Here is a 19,139-nt window from a genome sequence, read left to right as displayed (position 1 = left end):
GGGGTGACCTCCCCTGCCGCCTGCTGCTCGTAGGCGTTGACCAAGGTGGCGTAGCCGGGACTGCGCTCGAGAAGCTCCGCATGGGTCCCGCGGTCGGCGATGCGACCGTCGGCCAGGTGGAGCACCTCGTCGGCCAGCCCGATCGTGGCCTTGCGGTAGGCGACCACGACCAGGGTGGTGCCGGAGCCGTTCTCGCGCAGGCCGGCCAGGATCCGGGCCTCCACCTCGGGGTCGACCGCGGAGGTGGCGTCGTCGAGTATCAGCATGCGGGGGCGGCGGACCAGGGCTCGGGCCAGGGAGATGCGCTGCCGCTGGCCCCCGGACAGTGAGGTGCCGCGTTCACCCAACTGGGTGTCGAGGCCGTGGGGCAGCCCGGCGACGAAACCGTCGCCCTGCGCGGTGCGCAGGGCGGCCCACACCTCGTCGTCGCTGAAATCGGCGCCCAGCGTGATGTTGCCGCGCACGGTGTCGTCGAACATGAAGGCGGTCTGCTGCACCACGGCGAGCACCTGCGCCAGCGCCCCGCGGTCGAGGTCACGCAGGTCCGTGCCGTCGACGCGGACCACTCCGGCGTCGGGGTCGACCAGCCGGGTGAGCAGGTTGGTGAGGGTGCTCTTTCCGGAGGCGGTCGCTCCGACCAGGGCCGTCGTACGACCCGGGGCGACGGTGAACGAGAGGTCACGCAGCAGCGGCGGCCCGTCGTCGTAGGCATAGGCCAACGAGTCGACGGACAGGTCGGCCCCGGGGCCGGTCGACTCGAGGGCAACGTCGCCGTAGGTCATCTCGCCGCGGGCGTCGAGGACCGACTGCACCCGCTGGAACCCGACCACGCTGCGTGGGAACTCGCCCAGCAGCCAGCCGATCGAACGGATCGGGAACGAGACGATGGTCAGCAGGTAGGCGACGGTGACGACCGCCCCGGCGTCGGTGGTGCCGTTGAGGACCCGGGCGACGCCGGTCGCGAGCACCACCAGCACCCCGATGTTGGGCAGCGCGGAGATGGTGGGGTCGAACATCGCGCGGATGCGGCCGGCCTTGATCAGCACGTCGCGCAGGTCGTGGACCCGCTCGGCGAAGCGTTGGGTCTCTTCACCCTCGCGGCCCAGGGTCTTGACCACCATGGCCCCGTCGAAGGACTCGTGGGCGATCTCGCTGACCTCGGCGCGCAGTTGCTGGGCGCGAGTCATCAACGGGGACGACGCGCGCTGGAACGCCACGTTGGCCACGATGACGACCGGGAAGACCAGCAGGCCGACCGCCGCGAGAACCACGTCGGCCAGCAGCATCTGCACGATCGCGATCACCATCATCGCCACGGTGCCCACCGCCAGCGGCAGGGGTGCGATCGGGAACCAGGCCGCCTCCACGTCGGAGTTGGCGTTGGAGAGCAGTTGCCCGGTGGGGTGCTTCTGGTGCCACTCCATGGGCAGCTCGAGATATTGGCGCGTCACCTCGCGCCGGGAATACGCCTGCATGCGGTACTGCATGATGCCGGCGCCCAGACGACGCGCGACGATGCCGACCGCGCGGAGGATCGCCACGCCGACGAACAGTCCGAAGACCGCCCACAGGATGGAGGCGTCGATGTGACCGGTCTCGAACGCGGGGATCACCGCGTGCTCCGTCGACCAGCCCAGCACCCACGCATCAGCGACGGTCAGCGCACCGAAGAGCACGCTGCCCAGCGTGGAGACCGTGAAGATCCACGGCTCCTTCCGGATCGCGACTCCGAGGACAGCGAACCCCTCGCGCATCGTCCCGCGCGGTGCACCCACCTGGCTCACGTCTCCTCGCATCTTCCTCACCCGACAGCGAGGCCAACACTAGGACCCGGCTCCGACATTCCCGGCATGGACAACTCGTGCGGCCGGTTCCCGATCCCGGCGTACGTCGTACGCTCGCGACATGAGCACCACCTCGCTGGCCCACGCCGAACGCAACCGCCTCTGCGACCTCGCGCTCGACGTCGGCGCGGGTGCACCGACGCTCTCGGGTGAGTGGACCGTCAAGGATCTCGTGGTCCACATGCTCGTGCGTGAGCGGACCCTGGCCTCCCCCGGCATCCTCGTGCCGGCGTTGGGCGGTCTGGTCGACAGGGCCACCCAGAGGCTCGGACGCCGGGAGTTCACCGATCTCGTCGAGGATCTGCGCCGGCCGCGGCTGACCTGGGCCGCGCTGCCCGTCGTCGACCGACTGCTCAACACCGCGGAGTACTTCGTGCACCACGAGGACATCCGCCGCGCGCAGCCGAGCTGGACCGCGCGCGACCTGACCCGTGCCGAGCAGGCCAGCCTGTGGCGCGTCGTGAGCACCACGGGTCGTGGCCTGGTGCGGCCGGCCGGCGTTCCGGTGCTGGTGCGCGATGCCGCCACCGGCCGCGAGGTGACCCTGCGTCGTGGCAGCGACCCGGTGCTGGTCGTGGGCCCGACCTCCGAACTGCTGCTGATGCTGTTCGGCCGCGCCCGGGTCACCGGCCTGGAGTACGGCGGACCGGAGGAACGGGTACGCCGCTTCCGCGCGGCCTCGCTCGGGATCTGAGCGCCGGGAGCCTCGGCTCAGGGCGCGAACAGCGTCCCGAGGTCGGTCTCGACGGTGCCGCGACGCCCGATCTGGACACTGCCCATCGGCTGGGATGCGGTAGCGCGTCGGCGACGTCTTTCAGCCGATCTCCTGCACCACGAGCAGCAGGATCGGATCGACACATCCAGGGTCCACACCATGGTGCCACGGGCCCCGGACCCGGGGCGTGACCTCCGGGGTGGAGACCTGCGCCGACAGCCGAGCGGGCTTGTCCACAGGTGGCTGGGGGTCAGCGCACCGGGTGACCCGTCTCCGCGAGCGCGTCCTTCACGTCGGAGATGCGCAGGGTGCCGAAGTGGAAGACCGTCGCCGCCAGGACGGCGTCCGCACCGGCGTCGACCGCGGGCGCGAAGTGGTCGACGGATCCGGCACCGCCCGAGGCGATCACCGGAATGCTGACCTCGCGGCGTACGGCGCGGATCAGCTCGAGGTCGAAGCCGTCCTGGGTGCCGTCGGCGTCCATCGCGTTGAGCAGGATCTCACCGGCACCGAGCTCGGCCGCCCGGGCCGCCCACTCGATCGCGTCGAGCCCGGCCGACGTGCGGCCCCCGTGCGTGGTGACCTCGAAGCCGGAGTCCGTTCCGGTGGCGCGCCGGGCGTCGACCGAGAGCACCAGCACCTGGTTGCCGAACCGGTCGGCCACCTCGGCGATCAGCTCGGGCCGCTTGATCGCGGCGGTGTTCATCGCCACCTTGTCGGCGCCGGCACGCAGCAGCCGGTCGACGTCCTCGACGCTGGAGACTCCCCCGCCCACGGTCAGCGGGATGAAGACCTCCTCGGCGGTGCGCGAGACGATCTCCATCGTGGTCGCACGCCCCTCGAAGGAGGCGGAGATGTCGAGGAAGGTCAGCTCGTCAGCGCCCTCGGCGTCATAGGTACGGGCCAGCTCGACCGGGTCACCGGCGTCGCGCAGCTCCTTGAAGTTGATGCCCTTGACCACGCGCCCGGCGTCGACGTCCAGGCACGGGATGACACGGACGGCCAGTGTCACCGGGGGTCACGTCCGTTGCGGGTGAGGGCGAGGGCTTCCTCGATCGTGAAGCGGCCCTCGTACAGCGCGGTCCCGGCGATGGCGCCCTCGACACCGAGATGCACGAGCTCCATCAGGGCTCGGATGTCGTCGAGGGTGGTCACGCCGCCGGAGGCGACCACGGGCCTGTCGGTGCGCGCGCAGACGTCACGGAGCAGGTCGAGGTTGGGCCCCTGGAGCATGCCGTCCTTGTTGACGTCGGTGACGACGTAGCGAGCACAGCCCTCGGCGTCGAGGCGGGCCAGGGTCTCGTAGAGGTCACCGCCCTCACGGGTCCACCCCCGCGCCGCGAGCGTGGTGCCGCGTACGTCGAGCCCGATGGCCACGCGGTCGCCGTACTCGCCGATGGCGCGGGCACACCACTCCGGGCTCTCGAGCGCGGCGGTGCCGATGTTGACCCGGCGGCAACCCGCGTCCATGGCCGCCTTGAGCGACTCGTCGTCGCGCATCCCACCGCTCATCTCCACGTCGATGTCGAGCGTGCCGACGATCGTGGCGAGCAGGTCGCGGTTGTGTCCGTGACCGAACGCGGCGTCGAGGTCGACCAGGTGGATCCACTCGGCGCCCGCACTCTGCCAGCGAAGAGCGGCCTCGACCGGGTCACCGAAGCGCTTCTCCGACCCGTCGACACCCTGCACCAGCTGGACGGCCTGGCCGCCCTTGACGTCCACGGCGGGCAGGAGTTCGAGGTAGTCGCTCATGGCAAGGATCCTAGTGAGCCGGCACGTCCACGCTGCACCCAGTACTCCATGGCGAGACCACGCCGGCCAGCACCGCACCCCGGTCACCCACCGGATCAGTCACCGCCAGACCGGGGCGACCTCGCGCGCGTAGCGGCGGCCGAACACCCTGGACAGCACGAAGACGACCGGCGCGGGAATGTTGGCGCGCAGCCCGGCCAGGATCTCGGGCGTGGCACCGTCCTGGAGCCACGCGAAGAACTCGCCGTTGTGGGAGGGCGAGCCCTTGCGCAGCTGCTTCTCGGTCGCCTTCCATTCGGGGGTGTCCCAACGTTCCTCGATGAACGGGATCACCGCGGTCTCTTCGTGCACGAGGTGTTGCTCGGTGATCTCGTGGGCCCGAGCCACCAGGTCAGCGGCCTGCACTGCGTTCGACGTCGTCGGGGCGTCGGCGAAGGCAGCCATCCCCGCTGTGGCAGCGGTCATCGCCGCGGCCATCGCCTCGTGCTCGTGCTCCATCTCCTCGAGCATGCGCTCGTCGAGGACTCCGAGGCTCCGCAGGTAGGGCCAGACATGGCTGTCCTCACCGACATGGTGGTGGTGGAGTTGACGCCACAGCGTCTCCCAGGCCCGTTGGAGCGCACCTGCCCGGGCCCGGTCACCCTCGGAGAAGGTCCGCAAGGCGCCTTCGATGCGGCCCAGATCTCGACGTACGGCGGCATGGATGATGTCGTTCATGTTCAGCTCGGGCATGCCGAACACGCTAGGAGCCCACCTGGTCCAAGCAGAAGCGATTTATCACAATTGCCCTGTATGGGGGACGCCGTGCCTCCTGCCCGGCAGCTCGGGATCTCTCACGCCAGAACGGGGGCGCGCAGCAGCCGAGAGATCGGTGGACCCGGGCTCAGAGTGACTGCACCCAGTTGCGCAGCAGCTGCGCGCCGGCGTCGCCGGACTTCTCCGGATGGAACTGGGTGGCGCTCAACGGGCCGTTCTCGACGGCGGCGACGAACCGGTCGCCGCTCCCAGAGATCGAACCAGTCTCCGCCCAGGTCACCCTGGGCGCCCGCGTGCGGTTGTTCGTGACCAGCGTCCAGTCGCGGACGCCGTACGAATGCACGAAGTAGAAGCGCTCGTCCTCGACCCCGGCGAACAGCTCCGACTCCTCGGGGACGTCGACGGTGTTCCACCCCATGTGCGGTACGACGGGAGCGTGCAGCCGTTCGACGACGCCGGGCCACTCGTCGCAGCCCTCGGTCTCGACACCGTGCTCGACGCCGCGGGAGAACAGGATCTGCATGCCCACGCAGATGCCGAGCACGGGGCGGCCACCGGCAAGCCGTCGGCCGATCACCTCGTGCCCCTTGACCGCCCGCAGGCCGGCCATGCAGGCGGCGTACGCACCGACGCCGGGCACCAGCAGCCCGTCGGCGTCCTGGGCAGCCGTGCGATCGGCGGTCAGCGTGACGGAGGCACCGGCGCGCTCGAGTGCGCGCACCGCCGACCGGAGGTTCCCCGACCCGTAGTCAAGGACGACGACATTCTTCATGGATCAGAGGGCGCCCTTGGTGGAGGGGACGCCGGTCTCGCGCGGATCGAGCGCGATCGCGTCGCGGAAGGCCCGGGCGAACGCCTTGAACTGGGTCTCGACGATGTGGTGCGGCTCGCGGCCGGCCAGCACCCGCACGTGCAGGGCGATGTGGGCGTGGAACGAGATCGACTCGAAGACGTGGCGGGTCAGCGAGCCGAGGAAGAAGTTGCCGGCCGGGTTGCCGATCAGCACGTGCTCCTGGCCCTCGGGCTCACCGGTGTGCACACAGTAGGGGCGCCCGGACACGTCGACGACGGCCTGCACCAGCGCCTCGTCGAGCGGCACGGTGGCGTCGCCGAAACGACGGATGCCGACCTTGTCACCGAGGGCCTCACGGATCGCCTGGCCGAGAACGATCGCGGTGTCCTCGACCGTGTGGTGGGAGTCGATGTGGGTGTCACCGGTGGCGTGCACCACGAGGTCGACCAGCGCGTGCCGCGCGAACGCGGTGAGCATGTGGTCGTAGAACCCCACACCGGTGGAGATCTGGGTCGTGCCACTGCCGTCGAGGTCGATCTCGACGTGGATCTTGGACTCCTTGGTCTCGCGATCGATCCGCGCGGTCCTGCTCATCCCTGGATCTCCTTCATGACCTCGGTCAGTGCGTTCTTGAAAGCCGTCATCTCGTCCGGGGTGCCGATCGAGACCCGGAGCCAACCCTCGGGGCCGGTCTCACGGATCAGCACCCCCCGGTCCAGCAACTGCTGCCAGACCGCGTGCCGGTCCGCGAAACGGCCGAACAACGCGAAGTTCGCGTCGCTCTCGGCCACCTCGAAGCCCTGCTCGCGCAGCCAGCCTACGGTCTCATCGCGTCCGCGACGCAGATCGTCGACCCGGCCGAGCAGCTCCGGCGCATGCCGCAACGCGGCCAGGGCGGTGGCCTGGGTGACCGCGGAGAGGTGGTAGGGCAGCCGCACCACCCGGACCGCGTCGCAGATCTCCTTCGCCGCGGCGAAGTAGCCCAGCCGTGCCCCCGCCAACGCGAAGGCCTTGCTCATGGTGCGCGACACGACCAGGTTGCGGTGGTGGGGAAGGACTTCCAGCGCGCTCGGCGTCCCTTCGCGCCGGAACTCGCCGTACGCCTCGTCGACCACCACGATGCCGTCGCCGGCGGCCTCGCAGAGCATCGACACCGCGTCCGGCGGCAGCGCGGTTCCGGTCGGGTTGTTCGGCGACGGCAGAAGGACGACGTGGGGCCGGTGCTGAAGGATCAGCTCACGAGCCGCGTCGAGGTCGAGGGAGAAGTCGGTCTCGCGGCGACCCACCACCCAGCCGGTCATCGCGTCACGGGCGTACTCGGGGTACATCGAGTACGTCGGGGCGAAGCTGAGCGCCGTGCGGCCCGGGCCACCGAAGGCCTGGAGCAGCTGGAGCATCACCTCGTTCGATCCGTTGGCCGCCCACACCTGGTCGGGTGTGACGCCCTGCCCACCGTCGCGGTTCAGGTACGCCGCGAGCGCCGTACGCAGCTCGGTGAACTCCCGGTCGGGATAGCGGTTCAACGTCGACGTGGCCGCGGCCACGGAGGCAGCGACGTCGGCGACAACCGCGTCCGAGGGCCCGTAGGGGTTCTCGTTGACGTTCAGCTGCACCGGCACGTCGAGCTGGGGTGCGCCGTAGGGGGCGATCCCGCGCAGCTCCTCGCGCAAGGGGGGCCAGGTCGATGGCGCGCTCGTGGGCCCGCTCGCTGACATGCGCGTCACCCCTGGATTCGAGAGGGTCGCTGCGCGACCTCCTCGGCCGACTGGTCGGGCTGGGTCGCGAAGCGGGTCGTCACACCTGCGCCGTGACCGGGCAGGTCCTCGGCCTCGGCAAGGGCGACGACGTGGTCGGCGACCTCCGCAAGTGCCTCACGGGTGTAGTCGACGACGTGCACCTGCTTGAGGAACGAGCCGACCCCCAGCCCGGAGGAGTGGCAGGCACACCCGGCGGTCGGCAGCACGTGGTTGCTGCCCGCGCAGTAGTCACCGACGGCGACCGGCGACCACGGTCCGACGAAGACCGCGCCCGCATTGCGCACCCGGCCAGCGATCACGGAAGCGTCGCGCGTGTGGATCTCGAGGTGCTCGGAGGCGTAGGCGTTCACCACGGCCAGACCCTGCTCGACGTCGTCGACGAGCACGATGGCCGACTGCTCACCCGAGAGCGCCTCGGCCACGCGCTCGGAGTGCCGGGTCGCCGCGACCTGCCTGTCGAGCTCGGCCGTGACCTGGTCGGCGAGCACCTCGGAGTCGGTGACCAGCAGGGATGCGGAGGTTCCGCCGTGCTCGGCCTCGGTCAACAGGTCGGCCGCGACGTAGGCCGGGTCGGCGCTGTCGTCGGCCAGGATCGCGATCTCGCTGGGACCTGCCTCGGAGTCGATGCCCACCACGCCGCGCAGCAACCGCTTGGCTGCGGTGACGTAGAGATTGCCCGGCCCGACCACCATGTCGACCGGGCGACACGACCCGGCACCGTGGGCGAGCATGGCGACGGCCTGGGCGCCGCCGACGGCGTACACCTCGTCGACGCCGAGCAGCGCACAGGCGGCCAGCACGGATCGGTCCGGCAGCCCCGACTCCCGTGTGGGCGGGGTGGCCAGGGCGATCGACCCGACCCCGGCAACTTGGGCGGGCACCACGTTCATGACCACCGTCGAGACCAACGGGGCGAGTCCGCCCGGCACGTAGAGCCCGACTCGGTCCACGGGCACGGACCGGTGGGTGACCACGGCCCCGGGGGCCACCTCGATGACCTTGTCGTCGGTGAGATCGGCCTCACACGTGGTGCGCAAGCGACGGATCGACTCCTCCAGGCCGGAGCGCACGGCCGGGTCGAGCCCCTCGAGCGCCGCGGCCGTGGCCGCGGCGGGGACCCGGATGTCGTCCAACCGGACGCCGTCGAACCGTTCGGTGAGCTCGAGGACGGCCTCCAGCCCGCGCGTGCGGACGGCGTCCAGGATCGGGCGCACCTGATGGGTCGCGGCCTCCACGTCGAAGCCCGCCCGCGGAACCGCGGATCGGTAGTCGACGGCCTCGCCGGCGCCCCTCAGGTCGATGCGTCTGATCATGGGCGCGAGTCTAGTTGGCTGCGTCCCGGGCCCTCAGCCGGTTTCGGTGGGCGACATGGGCCGGCGTCGATCACCCACGGTTCTGCACGGTCACGACCACCGGCAGGTGGTCGGACAGCTCGGAGGGCACCGAGTGCGGCGTGGTGGCAACCAGTCTCGCGTCCAGACCTCTGCCGAGGAAGACGTGGTCGATCTGCTCCTCCGGATCGTCGGCGGGCGAGGTCGGCAGCGGCCGGGCCGCGGACAGCGCGTCGGAGAGACCGCTCCGGATCAGTGCCTTCCAGGAATCGTCGCCAGGCTGCAGGTTGAAGTCGCCGCCCATGACCACCGGGTGGCCCGAGGCGCCGCGCTCCGCGGTGAATCGGGCCAGGTCCCGGGCCTGCTCCAACGACCCGTCACCACTCCCACCGTGAGGCTGCACGTGCGTGGAGACCACGTCGTACGCCGTCCCGTCGAGCTCGACCGTGAGCGCCAACGCCTGCGCACCGGTCACCGCGTCGTAGGAGTTCAGCGGGTGCGCATCGATGTCGCTGACCGGAAGATCGGTGAGGATCGCATCGCCCCACACCGGGTCCGCTGCCGGGCCGAAGTGCGCCTCCATGCCGAGCAACCTGGCCAGGATCGCCAGCTGGTCCTGCCCTCCGTTGAGCAACCAGGCCCGGTCGATCTCGCTGAGCAGCACGACGTCTGGCTGTTGGCCGGCGATCAGCTCCGCCACCGCTTGAGGCTCGAACGTGCCGTCCATGCCGTAGCCCATCCGCAGGTTCCACGCCATCACCCGCAGTCCGTCGTGGCCATCGGACGGACCGTCGGGCCGAGGGGCGACCTCGGGAGTGGTGAGCGGTGGCCCCAGCCCCGCCAGCAGGAGCGCGAGCATCCCGACCGCCACGATAGGTCCGTCTCCCGCGCGTCGGTCCCTGGTCCTCGGGAGCTGACTCGCTGCTCGGGGCTGCCGGTCCTCACGAAGCCGGTCCCCGTCCACGGCTGCCGTCGGCGCTCTGCGCGCGGCAACGAGCGTCATCGCGGCGGGCAGGGCGACGAAAACCAGATCGGCGCGGTAGCCCAGGTCGTAGCCGGCGTAGTAGGCGAAGAGCAGCAGCACCCAGAGCACGGCCCCCACGGCGGCGGAAGGGACGGGACCGAACCGAGGAGCCCCGCTGGGCCGTGCCCCGGCCAGCCCTTCCAGCACGACCACCAGCGCCGGCACACCGACCACGAAGGCGAGCAGCTGCCATCGCGATGACGAGTCCGGCAGCATCACGGCCGCGGTGGCCGCGGTCAGGACCAGCCCGGCGAGCACCGTGGCTCCTCGCCGCCCAACGCGGCGGCCGGCGAACCCGACGGCGGCCACGCACCCGAGCACCACCACGAGCAGACCCCAGGTGTCGGCGAGTGACGAGGCGCGCGCGGGGTTGGCCGCCCAGGTGCCGGCCAGCAGGTACGACGGCAGGAGCCAGAAGGCCAGCGCGGACGAGGTCGGTGCCGGCCCGCGGGCGACCCGCCACCCCAACGCCGCAACGACGAGACCGCTCTGGACGAGCAGGACCAGCCACGCCCAGACGTCATCGCGCCACACGGCTCCCCACGTGCCCAGGGCAGCATGGGTGGTGGCCGCCAGGGCCAGTCCGACGGCGTAGCCCCGGACGAGGTCGGGGCCGGACCTGCTGGCGGCCAGGCAGCACCACGCGACGGCGCAGGCCACGCCTGCCGACGACCACCACAGTTGGGGGTCACCACCGCCGACGAGCTGGAGGGCGACGCGGCAGAGCAAGGCCCCGGCCAGGGTCAACCGCAGCATGCGGGCCTCACCCACCCGGGAGAACCTGACCACCAGCAGCGGTAGGAACCCGGCCACCACCACGGCCAGGGCGAACGCTCCCATCAGCTCGGCCGGCGTGGCGGCGGCCTGCCCGAAGATCGTGATCAGCGACGGCGCCCAGACCCGCAACACGTCGACCAGCAGCCAGAAGCCGGCCGCCACCGCAAGGACACGCTTCATCGGATCCCCCTTCGTCGGTCACATCCTGCCCGCATCCACCCGCAGCCGATAGTGTGGAGAGATGACCGAGACGATGCCGTTGTTCCCTCTGAACACGGTGCTGTTTCCCGGTCTGTCCGTGCCGTTGCGGGTCTTCGAGGAGCGCTACCGGGCTCTGGTCCACGAACTGTTGCGCATCGACGACCCGGCGGAGCGACTGTTCGGCTCGGTGGCCATCCGCGAGGGCTACGAAGTGGGCGAGCGCGGCGGCCAGTCCCTGCACCGCATCGGCTGTGTGCTGCAGCTGACCGAGGTGCAGTCTCACGACGACGGCACCTTCGACATCGTCGCGGTCGGCCGCGGAAGGCTGCGGTTGGAGGCGCTGCAGACCACCGGGGAGTTCCTGGCCGGTGAGGTGGCCCTGCTCGACGACCCCGACGATGCGCCCGATCCGGCCAACGAGACGATCAGCGAGCTGGCTCGCACCACGTTCGACAACTACCGCGACGTGCTCTCCAGCATCCGGGGCGAGCAGGTGCTGACCGGGGATCTCCCGCACGATCCGGCGTACCTGTCGTGGAGCCTGGCCGGCACCTGCCTGCTCACCCTCCGCGACCGTCAGCTCCTGCTCGAGGCGGAGCCGACCACCCTCCGGCTGGCCATGCTGATCGACCTGATGCGTGAGGAGATCGCGGCCATGACCGTCCTGCCCTCACTGCCCGCCACCGAGGTGGCGCGCACCGGGTGGTCCCCCAACTGATGGCCAAGAAGGCCGCCGGTGGTACGCCGGCCACGGTCGCGCTCGACCGGGCCGGCATCGACTTCACCGCCCACCCCTACGTCCACGACCCCCGCGCCGCGAGCTACGGGCTGGAGGCGGCCGAGGCGCTGGCCGTCGAGCCCGGCCGTGTGTTCAAGACCCTCCTAGCCTCCGCCGACGGGGCCCTGGTCGTCGGCATCGTCCCGGTGACCCACCAGCTGAACCTGAAGGCGCTGGCCAAGACCGTCGGAGCCGGCAAGGCGACCATGGCCGACCAGGCCGCCGCCGAACGGGCAACCGGCTACGTGGTCGGGGGCATCTCACCGATCGGGCAGAAGCGGGCGCACCCCACGGTGATCGACGAGTCCGCGCTGGGCCACGAGACCATCTTCGTCTCCGGGGGCAGGCGCGGCCTCGACCTCGAGGTGGCGCCGGTCGACCTGGTGGCCCTGATCGGTGCCCGGGTCGCGATCATCGCCCGTTGACCGCGAGCCGGTAGTCGTCTCGTCCTGCGACGACTGCCGGCTCGCGGACGGAGGTCACTGCGTGGTCACCGTCAGCAGGGTGTGCACCTCGTCGCCCTCGGTCCAGGAGCTCATGCCCAGGGCCTCGAGCGGTTCGACGTTGTCGACCACCTCGCCCGGGGCGCCGAGATCCTTGACCAGGTCGACCAGCCAGTTGTCGGCATCGAAGTTGGCGTAGATGATCGCCGAGGCGTCCGAGGCCTCGGGCACGACCGAGGTGAAGGTCTTGTCGTCACCCAGGTTGCCGCCCTCGGCCAGGTCATCGAGGTAGCCCTGGCTCGGGCTCACCACGACGTAGCCGTCCTTGCTGGTGGAGGTGATCGCGTCGGCGTCGGTGCCCATCTGCGCACGAATCTTGTCGAGGACCGCCTCGATCTCGTCGGCGTCACCCTTGATCTTCACCCCGACCGGGAAGTCCGCCGGGCCCATCGACTCGATCTGTGAGGCGTCGAAGTTGCTGTCCAGCGCGATCACGAACGACTCGCCCAGGAGAGCCTCGACGTCGTCGGGGATCGACAGTCCGGTCTCGGACTCGACCTCGGCGATCGCCTCGTCGTAGGACATCCCCGACTCTTCTTCGATGACCGGCTTCAACTGGTCGAGGAGGACCTGTGCCCAGCCTTCCTCGAAGCCGGCGCCGATGGCGACCGCGGTGCTGTCGGGCAGTGTGGAGAGAGTGTCGTCGCCACGGTCACCACTGATCACCTTGCTGGTCGAGGTGTTCAGCTGGCCGGTCGCGAACTCGACCTCAAGGTTGCCGTCGTCGAAACGCACCGTGCCGGCGCCGCCCTCGAAGTCCTTCAGGGCATCGGTGAGCTCGGCCGGGATCTCGGGCTCGGACGAGGAGTAGTCAGTGCCGTCGTCAGAGGAGGCCATGGCCTCGCCGGCGCCGAAGAGCTCGTCGGCGTGCTCGGCCAGTGCGTCGCCGCCCTCCGGGGAGGCGTAGAAGTTCAGCACACCAGGATCGCCGGCGGCCTTGGTCCACTTCTTGTAGTCACCGTCGTCCTCCAGGCTGGCGTCCTTGGCGTCGGAGACCACTTGTTCGGCGATCTTCTCGGTCTCGGCCAGGATCACCCAGTCACCGTTGAAGGCGTAGCCCCCGATGTCCTCGCTCTCACCGGTGGCCTCGTTGCCGCAGTTGACCAGCTTGTTGAGGCCGTCCTTGGCCTCGTCCTGGTCCTTGACCTGGACGACGAACACCGGGTCGGGGTACTCGTGGCCCTGATCGACGACCGCCATGGCGGCACGGTCGCCGAGCCAAGGCTCGATGTCGTCCTTGTACTTCAGCTCCTCGCAGGCGCCGGAGTTCTGGATCTCGTCGAAGATCTTCTTGCGGACGTCGTCGTCGGTGTCGAGGCCGACGTTCTCCTTGAAGGCCGGGAACTTGCGCAGCGTCTTGAGGGCCTCGATCTTCTGCTCACCCGAGGGGTCGAGGTCGACCGAGACGTAGGCGAGGGTGTTGTCGGGCAACGCCTCGGCGGGCTGCGGACCTTGGGCGAAGAACGCCTGCCACGCCCACACCCCGCCGCCGGCGAGCACCGCCGCACCGGCAACGAGACCGATGACCAGGCCCCTGCGCCCGCGCTTGCCCCCCGAGGAGCCCGGTGGGACCGGGGCACCTGAGCCCGTGCTCATCTGCTCGTAAACCGGACCCGAGCCTTGCTGCGGGCCCGGACCGTAGTTCGGCTGCCCTGAGGTCGGCGGGTACGACGGCTGACCGTACTGCGGTTGGCCGTACGGCGGCTGGCCGGGATCGGGTTGGCCCGCACCGGACTGACCGGGGGCCGGTTGGCCCGGGGCTCCGAAGCCCGGCTGACCGTAGGGCCCCTGGTTCGGGTCCGGCGCACCGCCCGGTGGAAATTCAGAAGTCACGGGTCTCCCCCATCTGTGTCGCTGACATCACGTCGAGTCAGACGGTGACCCTACCCCGATCGGTTCCCTGTCATGCCTGCTTGTGAAACATGAGAGAACGATGACCGAACCGAGCAGGGCGCCGCCGGGACACGAGAGCAGGACCGGCAGCCATGCGGCATGCAGGTCGCCGGTGACCGTCTCCCAGTCCTTGGCACCTTCCGCGAACTCGGAGGCCGACTCGGGACCGAGGGTGTGGCCCACCCAGAGCATGACCAACCCACCCAGCAGGGACCCCACAGCCACAGCCAGCAGGGTGACCACCTCGTCGCGCTCGAAGACCCAGGTGATCACCAGCCCGAGGAGCAGACCGATGCCGGCCGCGATCGGCAGATAGAGACCGGTGCCTCGGAAGTCCGCGTCGTCATCGAAGTGGGCGACGTGCTCGACCACCACACCCTCGGGTGCCGGGGCCCACAGGTGGTGCCACAACCAGCCGCCGAGGGCACCCGCGATGACGAAGGCGACCACCACGACCAGGACGTCCCTGATCAGGGTCTTGTGTTCACTGCGCAAGGCAACCCGGCCCGAGGAGCTGCTTGAGGTCGGCGAAGAGCGCCGAGTTCGGCGTCACGCGCAGTCGGTCGTCGAGCCGCATCACGGTCGTGGAGGCACGGGCCAGCAGCTTGAGCTGCACCTCGGACATGCCGGGGTGGGTGGCCAGCACCTCCTTGAGCTGTTCGACCACGGGCGCGGTACAGCGGGTGGCCGGCAGGCTGATCACGACCGGACCACTGGGTCCGTCGCTGAGGTCGGGAAGCGAGACCTCCTGGCCGTGGATCTCGGGCTGGTCCTTCTGCCGGGAGAGCCGGCCCTTGACCGTGAGGATCGCGTCTTCGGTGAGGTAGGTCGCGGCCAGCTGGTAGGAGCTGGGGAAGAGCAGGACGTCGATCGCGCCGTCGAGGTCCTCGAGGGTGACCATCGCCCAGGTGTCACCGCGCTTGGTGATCTTGCGCTGCACCGAGGTCACCAGACCGGAGACGGTGATGGTGGAGCCGTCCGGGCGGTCCTCGTCGAGCATCAACTGGCCGATGCTGCAGTCGGTGCCCTGGGAGAGCACGTGCTCCAGACCGAGGAGCGGGTGGTCGGAGACGTAGAGCCCCAGCATGTCCCGTTCGTGCCCGAGGAGGGTCATCTTGTCCCAGTCCTCGATGTCGGGGATGGCCACCGAGATGCCGAATCCACCGCCGGCGTCGTCGTCCAGGCCGCCGAAGAGTGAGTCCTGGCCGATCGCCTCGTTGCGCTTGATGTCGACGTACTGGTCGACCGCGGTCTCGTGGATGGCGACCAGGGCGCGTCGCTTGTGCTTCATCTCGTCGAAGGCACCGGCCTTGACCAGGGACTCGATCACGCGCTTGTTGCAGACCAGCGCCGGAACCTTCTCCATGAAGTCGTTGAAGTCGGTGTAGCGGCCCTTCTCCTCGCGCGCGCCGACGATGCCCTCGACCACGTTGTGGCCGACGTTGCGGACGGCGGTGAGCCCGAAACGGATGTCGTTCCCGACCGGGGTGAAGTTGGAGGCGGACTCGTTGACGTCGGGCGGCAGCACCTGGATCTTCATGCGCCGGCACTCGTTGAGATAGATCGCCATCTTGTCCTTGTCGTCCTTGACGGACGTCAGGAGCCCGGCCATGTACTCGGCCGGGTAGTTGGCCTTGAGGAAGGCGGTGTAGTAGGACACGACGCCGTACGCCGCGGAGTGCGCCTTGTTGAACGCGTAGTCGGAGAACGGCAGCAGGATCTTCCAGAGCGTGTCGATCGCATCGTCGGAGTAGCCACGCTCCTTCATGCCCCCGGAGAACCCGATGAACTGCTTGTCGAGCTCTTCCTTCTTCTTCTTGCCCATCGCCCGGCGCAGGATGTCGGCCTGTCCGAGCGAGTATCCGGCGAGCTTCTGGGCAATCGCCATCACCTGCTCCTGATAGACGATCAGGCCGTAGGTCTCACCCAGGACGTCCTCGAGCGCCTCCGCGAGCTCGGGGTGGATCGGCTCCACCGGCTCACGGCCGGTCTTGCGGCGGGCGTACTTGTTGTGCGAGTCGGCGCCCATCGGGCCCGGACGATAGAGGGCGCCGACGGCCGAGATGTCCTCGAAGGTGTCGGGCCGCATGGACCGCAGGAGGGCGCGCATCGGCCCGCCGTCGAGCTGGAAGACCCCGAGGGTCTCCCCCCGCTGCAGGAGCCCGTAGGTGGCCGGATCAGTGAGCTCCAGCTCCTCGAGGACGAGGTCCTCGCCACGGTTGGCCTTGATGTTCTTGACCGCGTCGTCGAGGACCGTGAGGTTGCGCAACCCCAGGAAGTCCATCTTGATCAGGCCCAGCGCCTCGCAGGTCGGGTAGTCGAACTGGGTGATCATGGCGCCGTCGGCGGGGCGCTTGAGCATCGGGATGATGTCGATCAGCGGCTCGCTCGACATGATCACACCGGCCGCGTGCACGCCCCACTGACGCTTGAGGCCCTCGATGCCGATGGCGGTGTCGACGACGGTCTTGACGTCGTTGTCGCCGTCGTAGAGGGCACGGAACTCGCCACCCTCGCCGTAGCGCTTGTGGTCGGGCTTGAAGATGTCCTGGAGGGGGACGTCCTTGCCCATCACTGCCGCCGGCATCGCCTTGGTGATCCGGTCACCCATGGCGAACGGATAGCCCAGGATGCGCGAGGAGTCCTTGACGGCCTGCTTCGCCTTGATGGTGCCGTAGGTGATGATGTAGGAGACCCGGTCGTCGCCGTACTTCTCGGTGACGTACTTGATCACCTCGCCGCGACGACGTTCGTCGAAGTCGATGTCGAAGTCGGGCATCGAGACGCGGTCGGGGTTGAGGAAGCGCTCGAAGATCAGCCCGTGCTTGAGCGGGTCGAGATCGGTGATGCGCATCGCGTAGGCGACCATCGACCCGGCCCCCGAGCCACGACCCGGGCCGACCCGGATGCCGTTGTCCTTGGCCCAGTTGATGAAGTCGGCGACGACCAGGAAGTAGCCGGGGAACCCCATCTGGGTGATCACGCCGAGCTCGAACTCGGCTTGCTTGCGGACGTCGTCGGGGATGCCGTTCGGGTAGCGGAACTGCAGGCCCGTCTCGACCTCCTTGATCAGCCAGGAGTCCTCGTTCTCGCCGGGCGGGCAGGGGAAACGTGGCATGAAGGTGCCGTTGCCCTCGGTGAACTCGACATTGCACCGCTCGGCGATCAGCAAGGTGTTGTCGCAGGCCTCCCGGAGTTGGTACTTGCCCTCCCAGAGCTCACGCATCTCGGCCGGGGACTTGATGTAGTAGCCGTCACCGCTGAACGCGAAGCGCTGTCCGGGGCCGTCGCCGGCCGGGATCGTCATCGTGGAGCCGGAGTTGATGCAGAGCAGGTGCTCCTGGCTCTTCGCATCTTCCTTGCGGACGTAGTGGGAGTCGTTGGTGGCGATCGGCGGGATGCCGAGGTCCTTGCTGAGCTTGAGCAGACCGTCACGGACGCGGTTCTCGATGGAGAGTCCGTGGTCCATCAGCTCGAGGAAGTAGTTCTCCTTGCCGAGGATGTCCTGGAACTCCCCCGCGACCTTGCGGGCCTCGTCGTACTTGCCGTAGCGCAGGTGGACCTGGATCTCGCCCGAGGGACAGCCGGTGGTGCCGATGATGCCCTTGCCGTGCTTGGCGAGGAGTTCACGGTCCATGCGCGGCTGCTTGAAGAAGCCGTCTCGCCACGCCCCCGTGTTGAGCCGGAACAGGTTGTGCATGCCCTCGGTGGTCTCGGAGAGCAGCGTCATGTGGGTGTAGGCACCGCGTGCGGAGACGTCGTCGGAGCCGCCGTCGTAGAAGTTGACGCCCTTGCGCTCGAAACGGGAGATGTTGGGCGTGAAGTAGGCCTCGGTGCCGATGATCGGCTTGACCCCGGCAGCCTTGGCCTTGCGGTAGAAGTCGTAGGCGCCGTAGACGTTGCCGTGGTCGGTCATCGCGATGGCCGGCATGCCCAACTCGGCCGTGCGCTCCGCCATGTCACCGAGTCGCGCGGCTCCGTCAAGCATGGAGTACTCGGTGTGCACGTGCAGGTGCACGAAGGAGTCGGACGTCATCGGTGGAGCGTCTCCCAACAGTGAGCAACGGGCAGGGTCAAACGGGCCGAGGCGGCAGCCCGGCGCCGAACACAGCGCCTCTTCACAGTGCCTGTTCGCAGTGCTTGTTCACAGGCGAGGGGAAGAACGCCAGACTACGTGACCGGTCGGAGCCATCCTGACAGGACGCACGGACAGCCGACCGACGCACCGCCTCACTCCGGCGGATGCTCGTAGGCGTCGAGTGACTCGGTGATGATCGCGTCGACGATCCGGGCCACCCGGTCGACGCCCAGGGCCGGCGCCAGCGCCGCGATGCGGAGCGCGATCCCGTGCTCCCGGGCGGGGTCCCGGCCGGCTGGTCCACCGGTGGGCTTGCGCTCCTGCACCGCCGCGGTGAGTGCCGTACGTCGAGCCAGCAGGTGCCCCAGAGCCTGGTCGACCAGATCGATCTGGCCACGCAGGTAGTCCAGTGGCCGCTTCCCCGGCCAGGCCATCCGCAGGTCGGGCGAGCGTTCCTCGTTCTCCGAGCCGTCGGTGTGCTCGAGCTCGACGAAGCCGTGCCGGCGGTAGAACGACCGGGCCGGCTCGTTGCTCTCGAAGACCCACAACGCGATGCCGTCGGGGCGCATGCCGAGCACCAGCTCGAGCAGCGCCGATCCGACACCGGCCCCCTGCGCGGCCGGCTCGACGTACAACGAGTCGAGCCAGGTCTGCGTGAACGTCGCGAACCCGACCAGTCGATCGGTCTCGGCCACCCAGACCTGGCGCCCACCGAGATCGAACCCGGCGCCGAGATCCCACCCGGTGACGTGGTCGTGGATCTCCTGCGAGCTGTGCACCACCGGAGGCATGACGGGTACGGCGGCGGCTCGGACTCGCTCGTAGAGGGCGGCGATGCCCGGGAGATCGTCGGTCGCGGCCGGTCTCAGGGTGAGCTCGGAAGACATGCCCGCATTCTCTCAGTCACCGCCCCGGTGGCCGGTCACCCGTCGATGGG

16 protein-coding genes are annotated in these 19,139 nt (G+C 69.4%); 3 read left to right on the top strand and 13 right to left on the bottom strand.

The window, feature by feature from the left end; translation table 11 throughout:
* Window positions 1-1,784: ABC transporter ATP-binding protein (locus NJ4_RS18445; RefSeq protein WP_322787631.1), on the bottom strand; the 1,784-nt coding region annotated here is incomplete at its 3' end.
* 121 nt (window positions 1,785-1,905) lie between these two features.
* Here NJ4_RS18445 and NJ4_RS18440 point away from each other — a divergent pair.
* The gene (locus tag NJ4_RS18440) at window positions 1,906-2,538 is read left to right on the top strand and encodes a TIGR03085 family metal-binding protein (protein ID WP_067438462.1); all 633 of its coding nucleotides are present in this window, start codon (window positions 1,906-1,908) and stop codon (window positions 2,536-2,538) included.
* A 271-nt stretch (window positions 2,539-2,809) separates the two neighbouring features.
* Here NJ4_RS18440 and hisF read toward each other — a convergent pair whose 3' ends face one another.
* The 8 genes from hisF to NJ4_RS18400 form a co-directional block, all read right to left on the bottom strand.
* Window positions 2,810-3,571: an imidazole glycerol phosphate synthase subunit HisF gene (gene hisF, locus NJ4_RS18435; protein WP_067438458.1), complete on the bottom strand. Its 762-nt coding sequence runs from the start codon at window positions 3,569-3,571 to the stop codon at window positions 2,810-2,812.
* Complete coding sequence (gene priA / locus NJ4_RS18430) at window positions 3,568-4,311, bottom strand: bifunctional 1-(5-phosphoribosyl)-5-((5-phosphoribosylamino)methylideneamino)imidazole-4-carboxamide isomerase/phosphoribosylanthranilate isomerase PriA (RefSeq protein WP_067438453.1); 744 nt, start codon at window positions 4,309-4,311, stop codon at window positions 3,568-3,570. Before priA ends, hisF begins: the two co-directional genes overlap by 4 nt.
* A 99-nt stretch (window positions 4,312-4,410) precedes the next feature.
* Window positions 4,411-5,043 (bottom strand): hemerythrin domain-containing protein, encoded by a 633-nt coding sequence (locus NJ4_RS18425; RefSeq protein ID WP_157551217.1) that lies wholly within the window; start codon window positions 5,041-5,043, stop codon window positions 4,411-4,413.
* 151 nt (window positions 5,044-5,194) lie between these two features.
* Entirely contained in the window at window positions 5,195-5,839 is a 645-nt protein-coding gene (gene hisH / locus NJ4_RS18420; protein ID WP_067438446.1) for an imidazole glycerol phosphate synthase subunit HisH, read from the bottom strand.
* A gap of 3 nt (window positions 5,840-5,842) precedes the next feature.
* Complete coding sequence (gene hisB / locus NJ4_RS18415; RefSeq protein ID WP_067438443.1) at window positions 5,843-6,454, bottom strand: imidazoleglycerol-phosphate dehydratase HisB; 612 nt, start codon at window positions 6,452-6,454, stop codon at window positions 5,843-5,845.
* Window positions 6,451-7,575 carry a histidinol-phosphate transaminase gene (locus tag NJ4_RS18410; RefSeq protein ID WP_067438440.1) on the bottom strand — a complete coding sequence of 375 codons (1,125 nt, stop codon included), beginning with the start codon at window positions 7,573-7,575 and terminating at the stop codon, window positions 6,451-6,453. Before NJ4_RS18410 ends, hisB begins: the two co-directional genes overlap by 4 nt.
* Before the next feature lie 5 nt (window positions 7,576-7,580).
* Entirely contained in the window at window positions 7,581-8,930 is a 1,350-nt protein-coding gene (hisD, locus tag NJ4_RS18405; protein ID WP_067438437.1) for a histidinol dehydrogenase, read from the bottom strand.
* Between the two features lie 70 nt (window positions 8,931-9,000).
* Window positions 9,001-10,929, bottom strand: coding sequence for an endonuclease/exonuclease/phosphatase family protein (locus NJ4_RS18400; protein WP_067438434.1), 1,929 nt, complete (start codon window positions 10,927-10,929; stop codon window positions 9,001-9,003).
* A gap of 61 nt (window positions 10,930-10,990) precedes the next feature.
* Here NJ4_RS18400 and NJ4_RS18395 point away from each other — a divergent pair, with 61 nt between their 5' ends.
* A complete protein-coding gene (locus NJ4_RS18395; RefSeq protein WP_067438430.1) occupies window positions 10,991-11,668 on the top strand; it encodes an LON peptidase substrate-binding domain-containing protein in 678 nt (225 codons plus the stop codon).
* Window positions 11,668-12,153, top strand: a complete 486-nt coding sequence (gene ybaK, locus NJ4_RS18390; protein ID WP_067438427.1) for a Cys-tRNA(Pro) deacylase — start codon at window positions 11,668-11,670, stop codon at window positions 12,151-12,153. The genes NJ4_RS18395 and ybaK overlap by 1 nt, the downstream gene beginning before the upstream one ends.
* A 54-nt stretch (window positions 12,154-12,207) precedes the next feature.
* Here ybaK and NJ4_RS18385 read toward each other — a convergent pair whose 3' ends face one another.
* From NJ4_RS18385 to NJ4_RS18370, 4 genes are all read right to left on the bottom strand, one after another.
* Window positions 12,208-13,827 carry a DUF3352 domain-containing protein gene (locus NJ4_RS18385; RefSeq protein ID WP_067438424.1) on the bottom strand — a complete coding sequence of 540 codons (1,620 nt, stop codon included), beginning with the start codon at window positions 13,825-13,827 and terminating at the stop codon, window positions 12,208-12,210.
* 264 nt (window positions 13,828-14,091) lie between these two features.
* A complete protein-coding gene (locus NJ4_RS18380; protein ID WP_067438422.1) occupies window positions 14,092-14,619 on the bottom strand; it encodes a hypothetical protein in 528 nt (175 codons plus the stop codon).
* A complete protein-coding gene (gene dnaE / locus NJ4_RS18375; RefSeq protein ID WP_067438418.1) occupies window positions 14,609-18,160 on the bottom strand; it encodes a DNA polymerase III subunit alpha in 3,552 nt (1,183 codons plus the stop codon). Before dnaE ends, NJ4_RS18380 begins: the two co-directional genes overlap by 11 nt.
* A 194-nt stretch (window positions 18,161-18,354) precedes the next feature.
* On the bottom strand, window positions 18,355-19,089 hold the full coding sequence (locus tag NJ4_RS18370; RefSeq protein WP_067438415.1) for a GNAT family N-acetyltransferase: 735 nt from the start codon (window positions 19,087-19,089) through the stop codon (window positions 18,355-18,357).
* Between the last annotated feature and the right edge of the window lie 50 nt (window positions 19,090-19,139).

This window comes from Nocardioides jensenii JCM 1364 = NBRC 14755 (assembly GCF_001552535.1).
Classification (GTDB): domain Bacteria; phylum Actinomycetota; class Actinomycetes; order Propionibacteriales; family Nocardioidaceae; genus Nocardioides; species Nocardioides jensenii.
The sequence above is the reverse complement of the archived record's forward strand: the minus strand, read 5'-3'. Positions and strand labels throughout refer to the sequence as shown.

Bases quoted from the DNA above. Each gene is read 5' to 3' on its own strand.
- NJ4_RS18440 (WP_067438462.1), top strand. From the start codon at position 1,906: ATGAGCACCACCTCGCTGGCCCACGCCGAACGCAACCGCCTCTGCGAC.
- priA (WP_067438453.1), bottom strand. From the start codon at position 4,311: ATGAGCGACTACCTCGAACTCCTGCCCGCCGTGGACGTCAAGGGCGGC.
- NJ4_RS18425 (WP_157551217.1), bottom strand. From the start codon at position 5,043: ATGCCCGAGCTGAACATGAACGACATCATCCATGCCGCCGTACGTCGA.
- hisH (WP_067438446.1), bottom strand. From the start codon at position 5,839: ATGAAGAATGTCGTCGTCCTTGACTACGGGTCGGGGAACCTCCGGTCG.
- hisB (WP_067438443.1), bottom strand. From the start codon at position 6,454: ATGAGCAGGACCGCGCGGATCGATCGCGAGACCAAGGAGTCCAAGATC.
- NJ4_RS18410 (WP_067438440.1), bottom strand. From the start codon at position 7,575: ATGTCAGCGAGCGGGCCCACGAGCGCGCCATCGACCTGGCCCCCCTTG.
- hisD (WP_067438437.1), bottom strand. From the start codon at position 8,930: ATGATCAGACGCATCGACCTGAGGGGCGCCGGCGAGGCCGTCGACTAC.
- NJ4_RS18400 (WP_067438434.1), bottom strand. From the start codon at position 10,929: ATGAAGCGTGTCCTTGCGGTGGCGGCCGGCTTCTGGCTGCTGGTCGAC.
- NJ4_RS18395 (WP_067438430.1), top strand. From the start codon at position 10,991: ATGACCGAGACGATGCCGTTGTTCCCTCTGAACACGGTGCTGTTTCCC.
- ybaK (WP_067438427.1), top strand. From the start codon at position 11,668: ATGGCCAAGAAGGCCGCCGGTGGTACGCCGGCCACGGTCGCGCTCGAC.
- NJ4_RS18385 (WP_067438424.1), bottom strand. From the start codon at position 13,827: ATGAGCACGGGCTCAGGTGCCCCGGTCCCACCGGGCTCCTCGGGGGGC.
- dnaE (WP_067438418.1), bottom strand. From the start codon at position 18,160: ATGACGTCCGACTCCTTCGTGCACCTGCACGTGCACACCGAGTACTCC.
- NJ4_RS18370 (WP_067438415.1), bottom strand. From the start codon at position 19,089: ATGTCTTCCGAGCTCACCCTGAGACCGGCCGCGACCGACGATCTCCCG.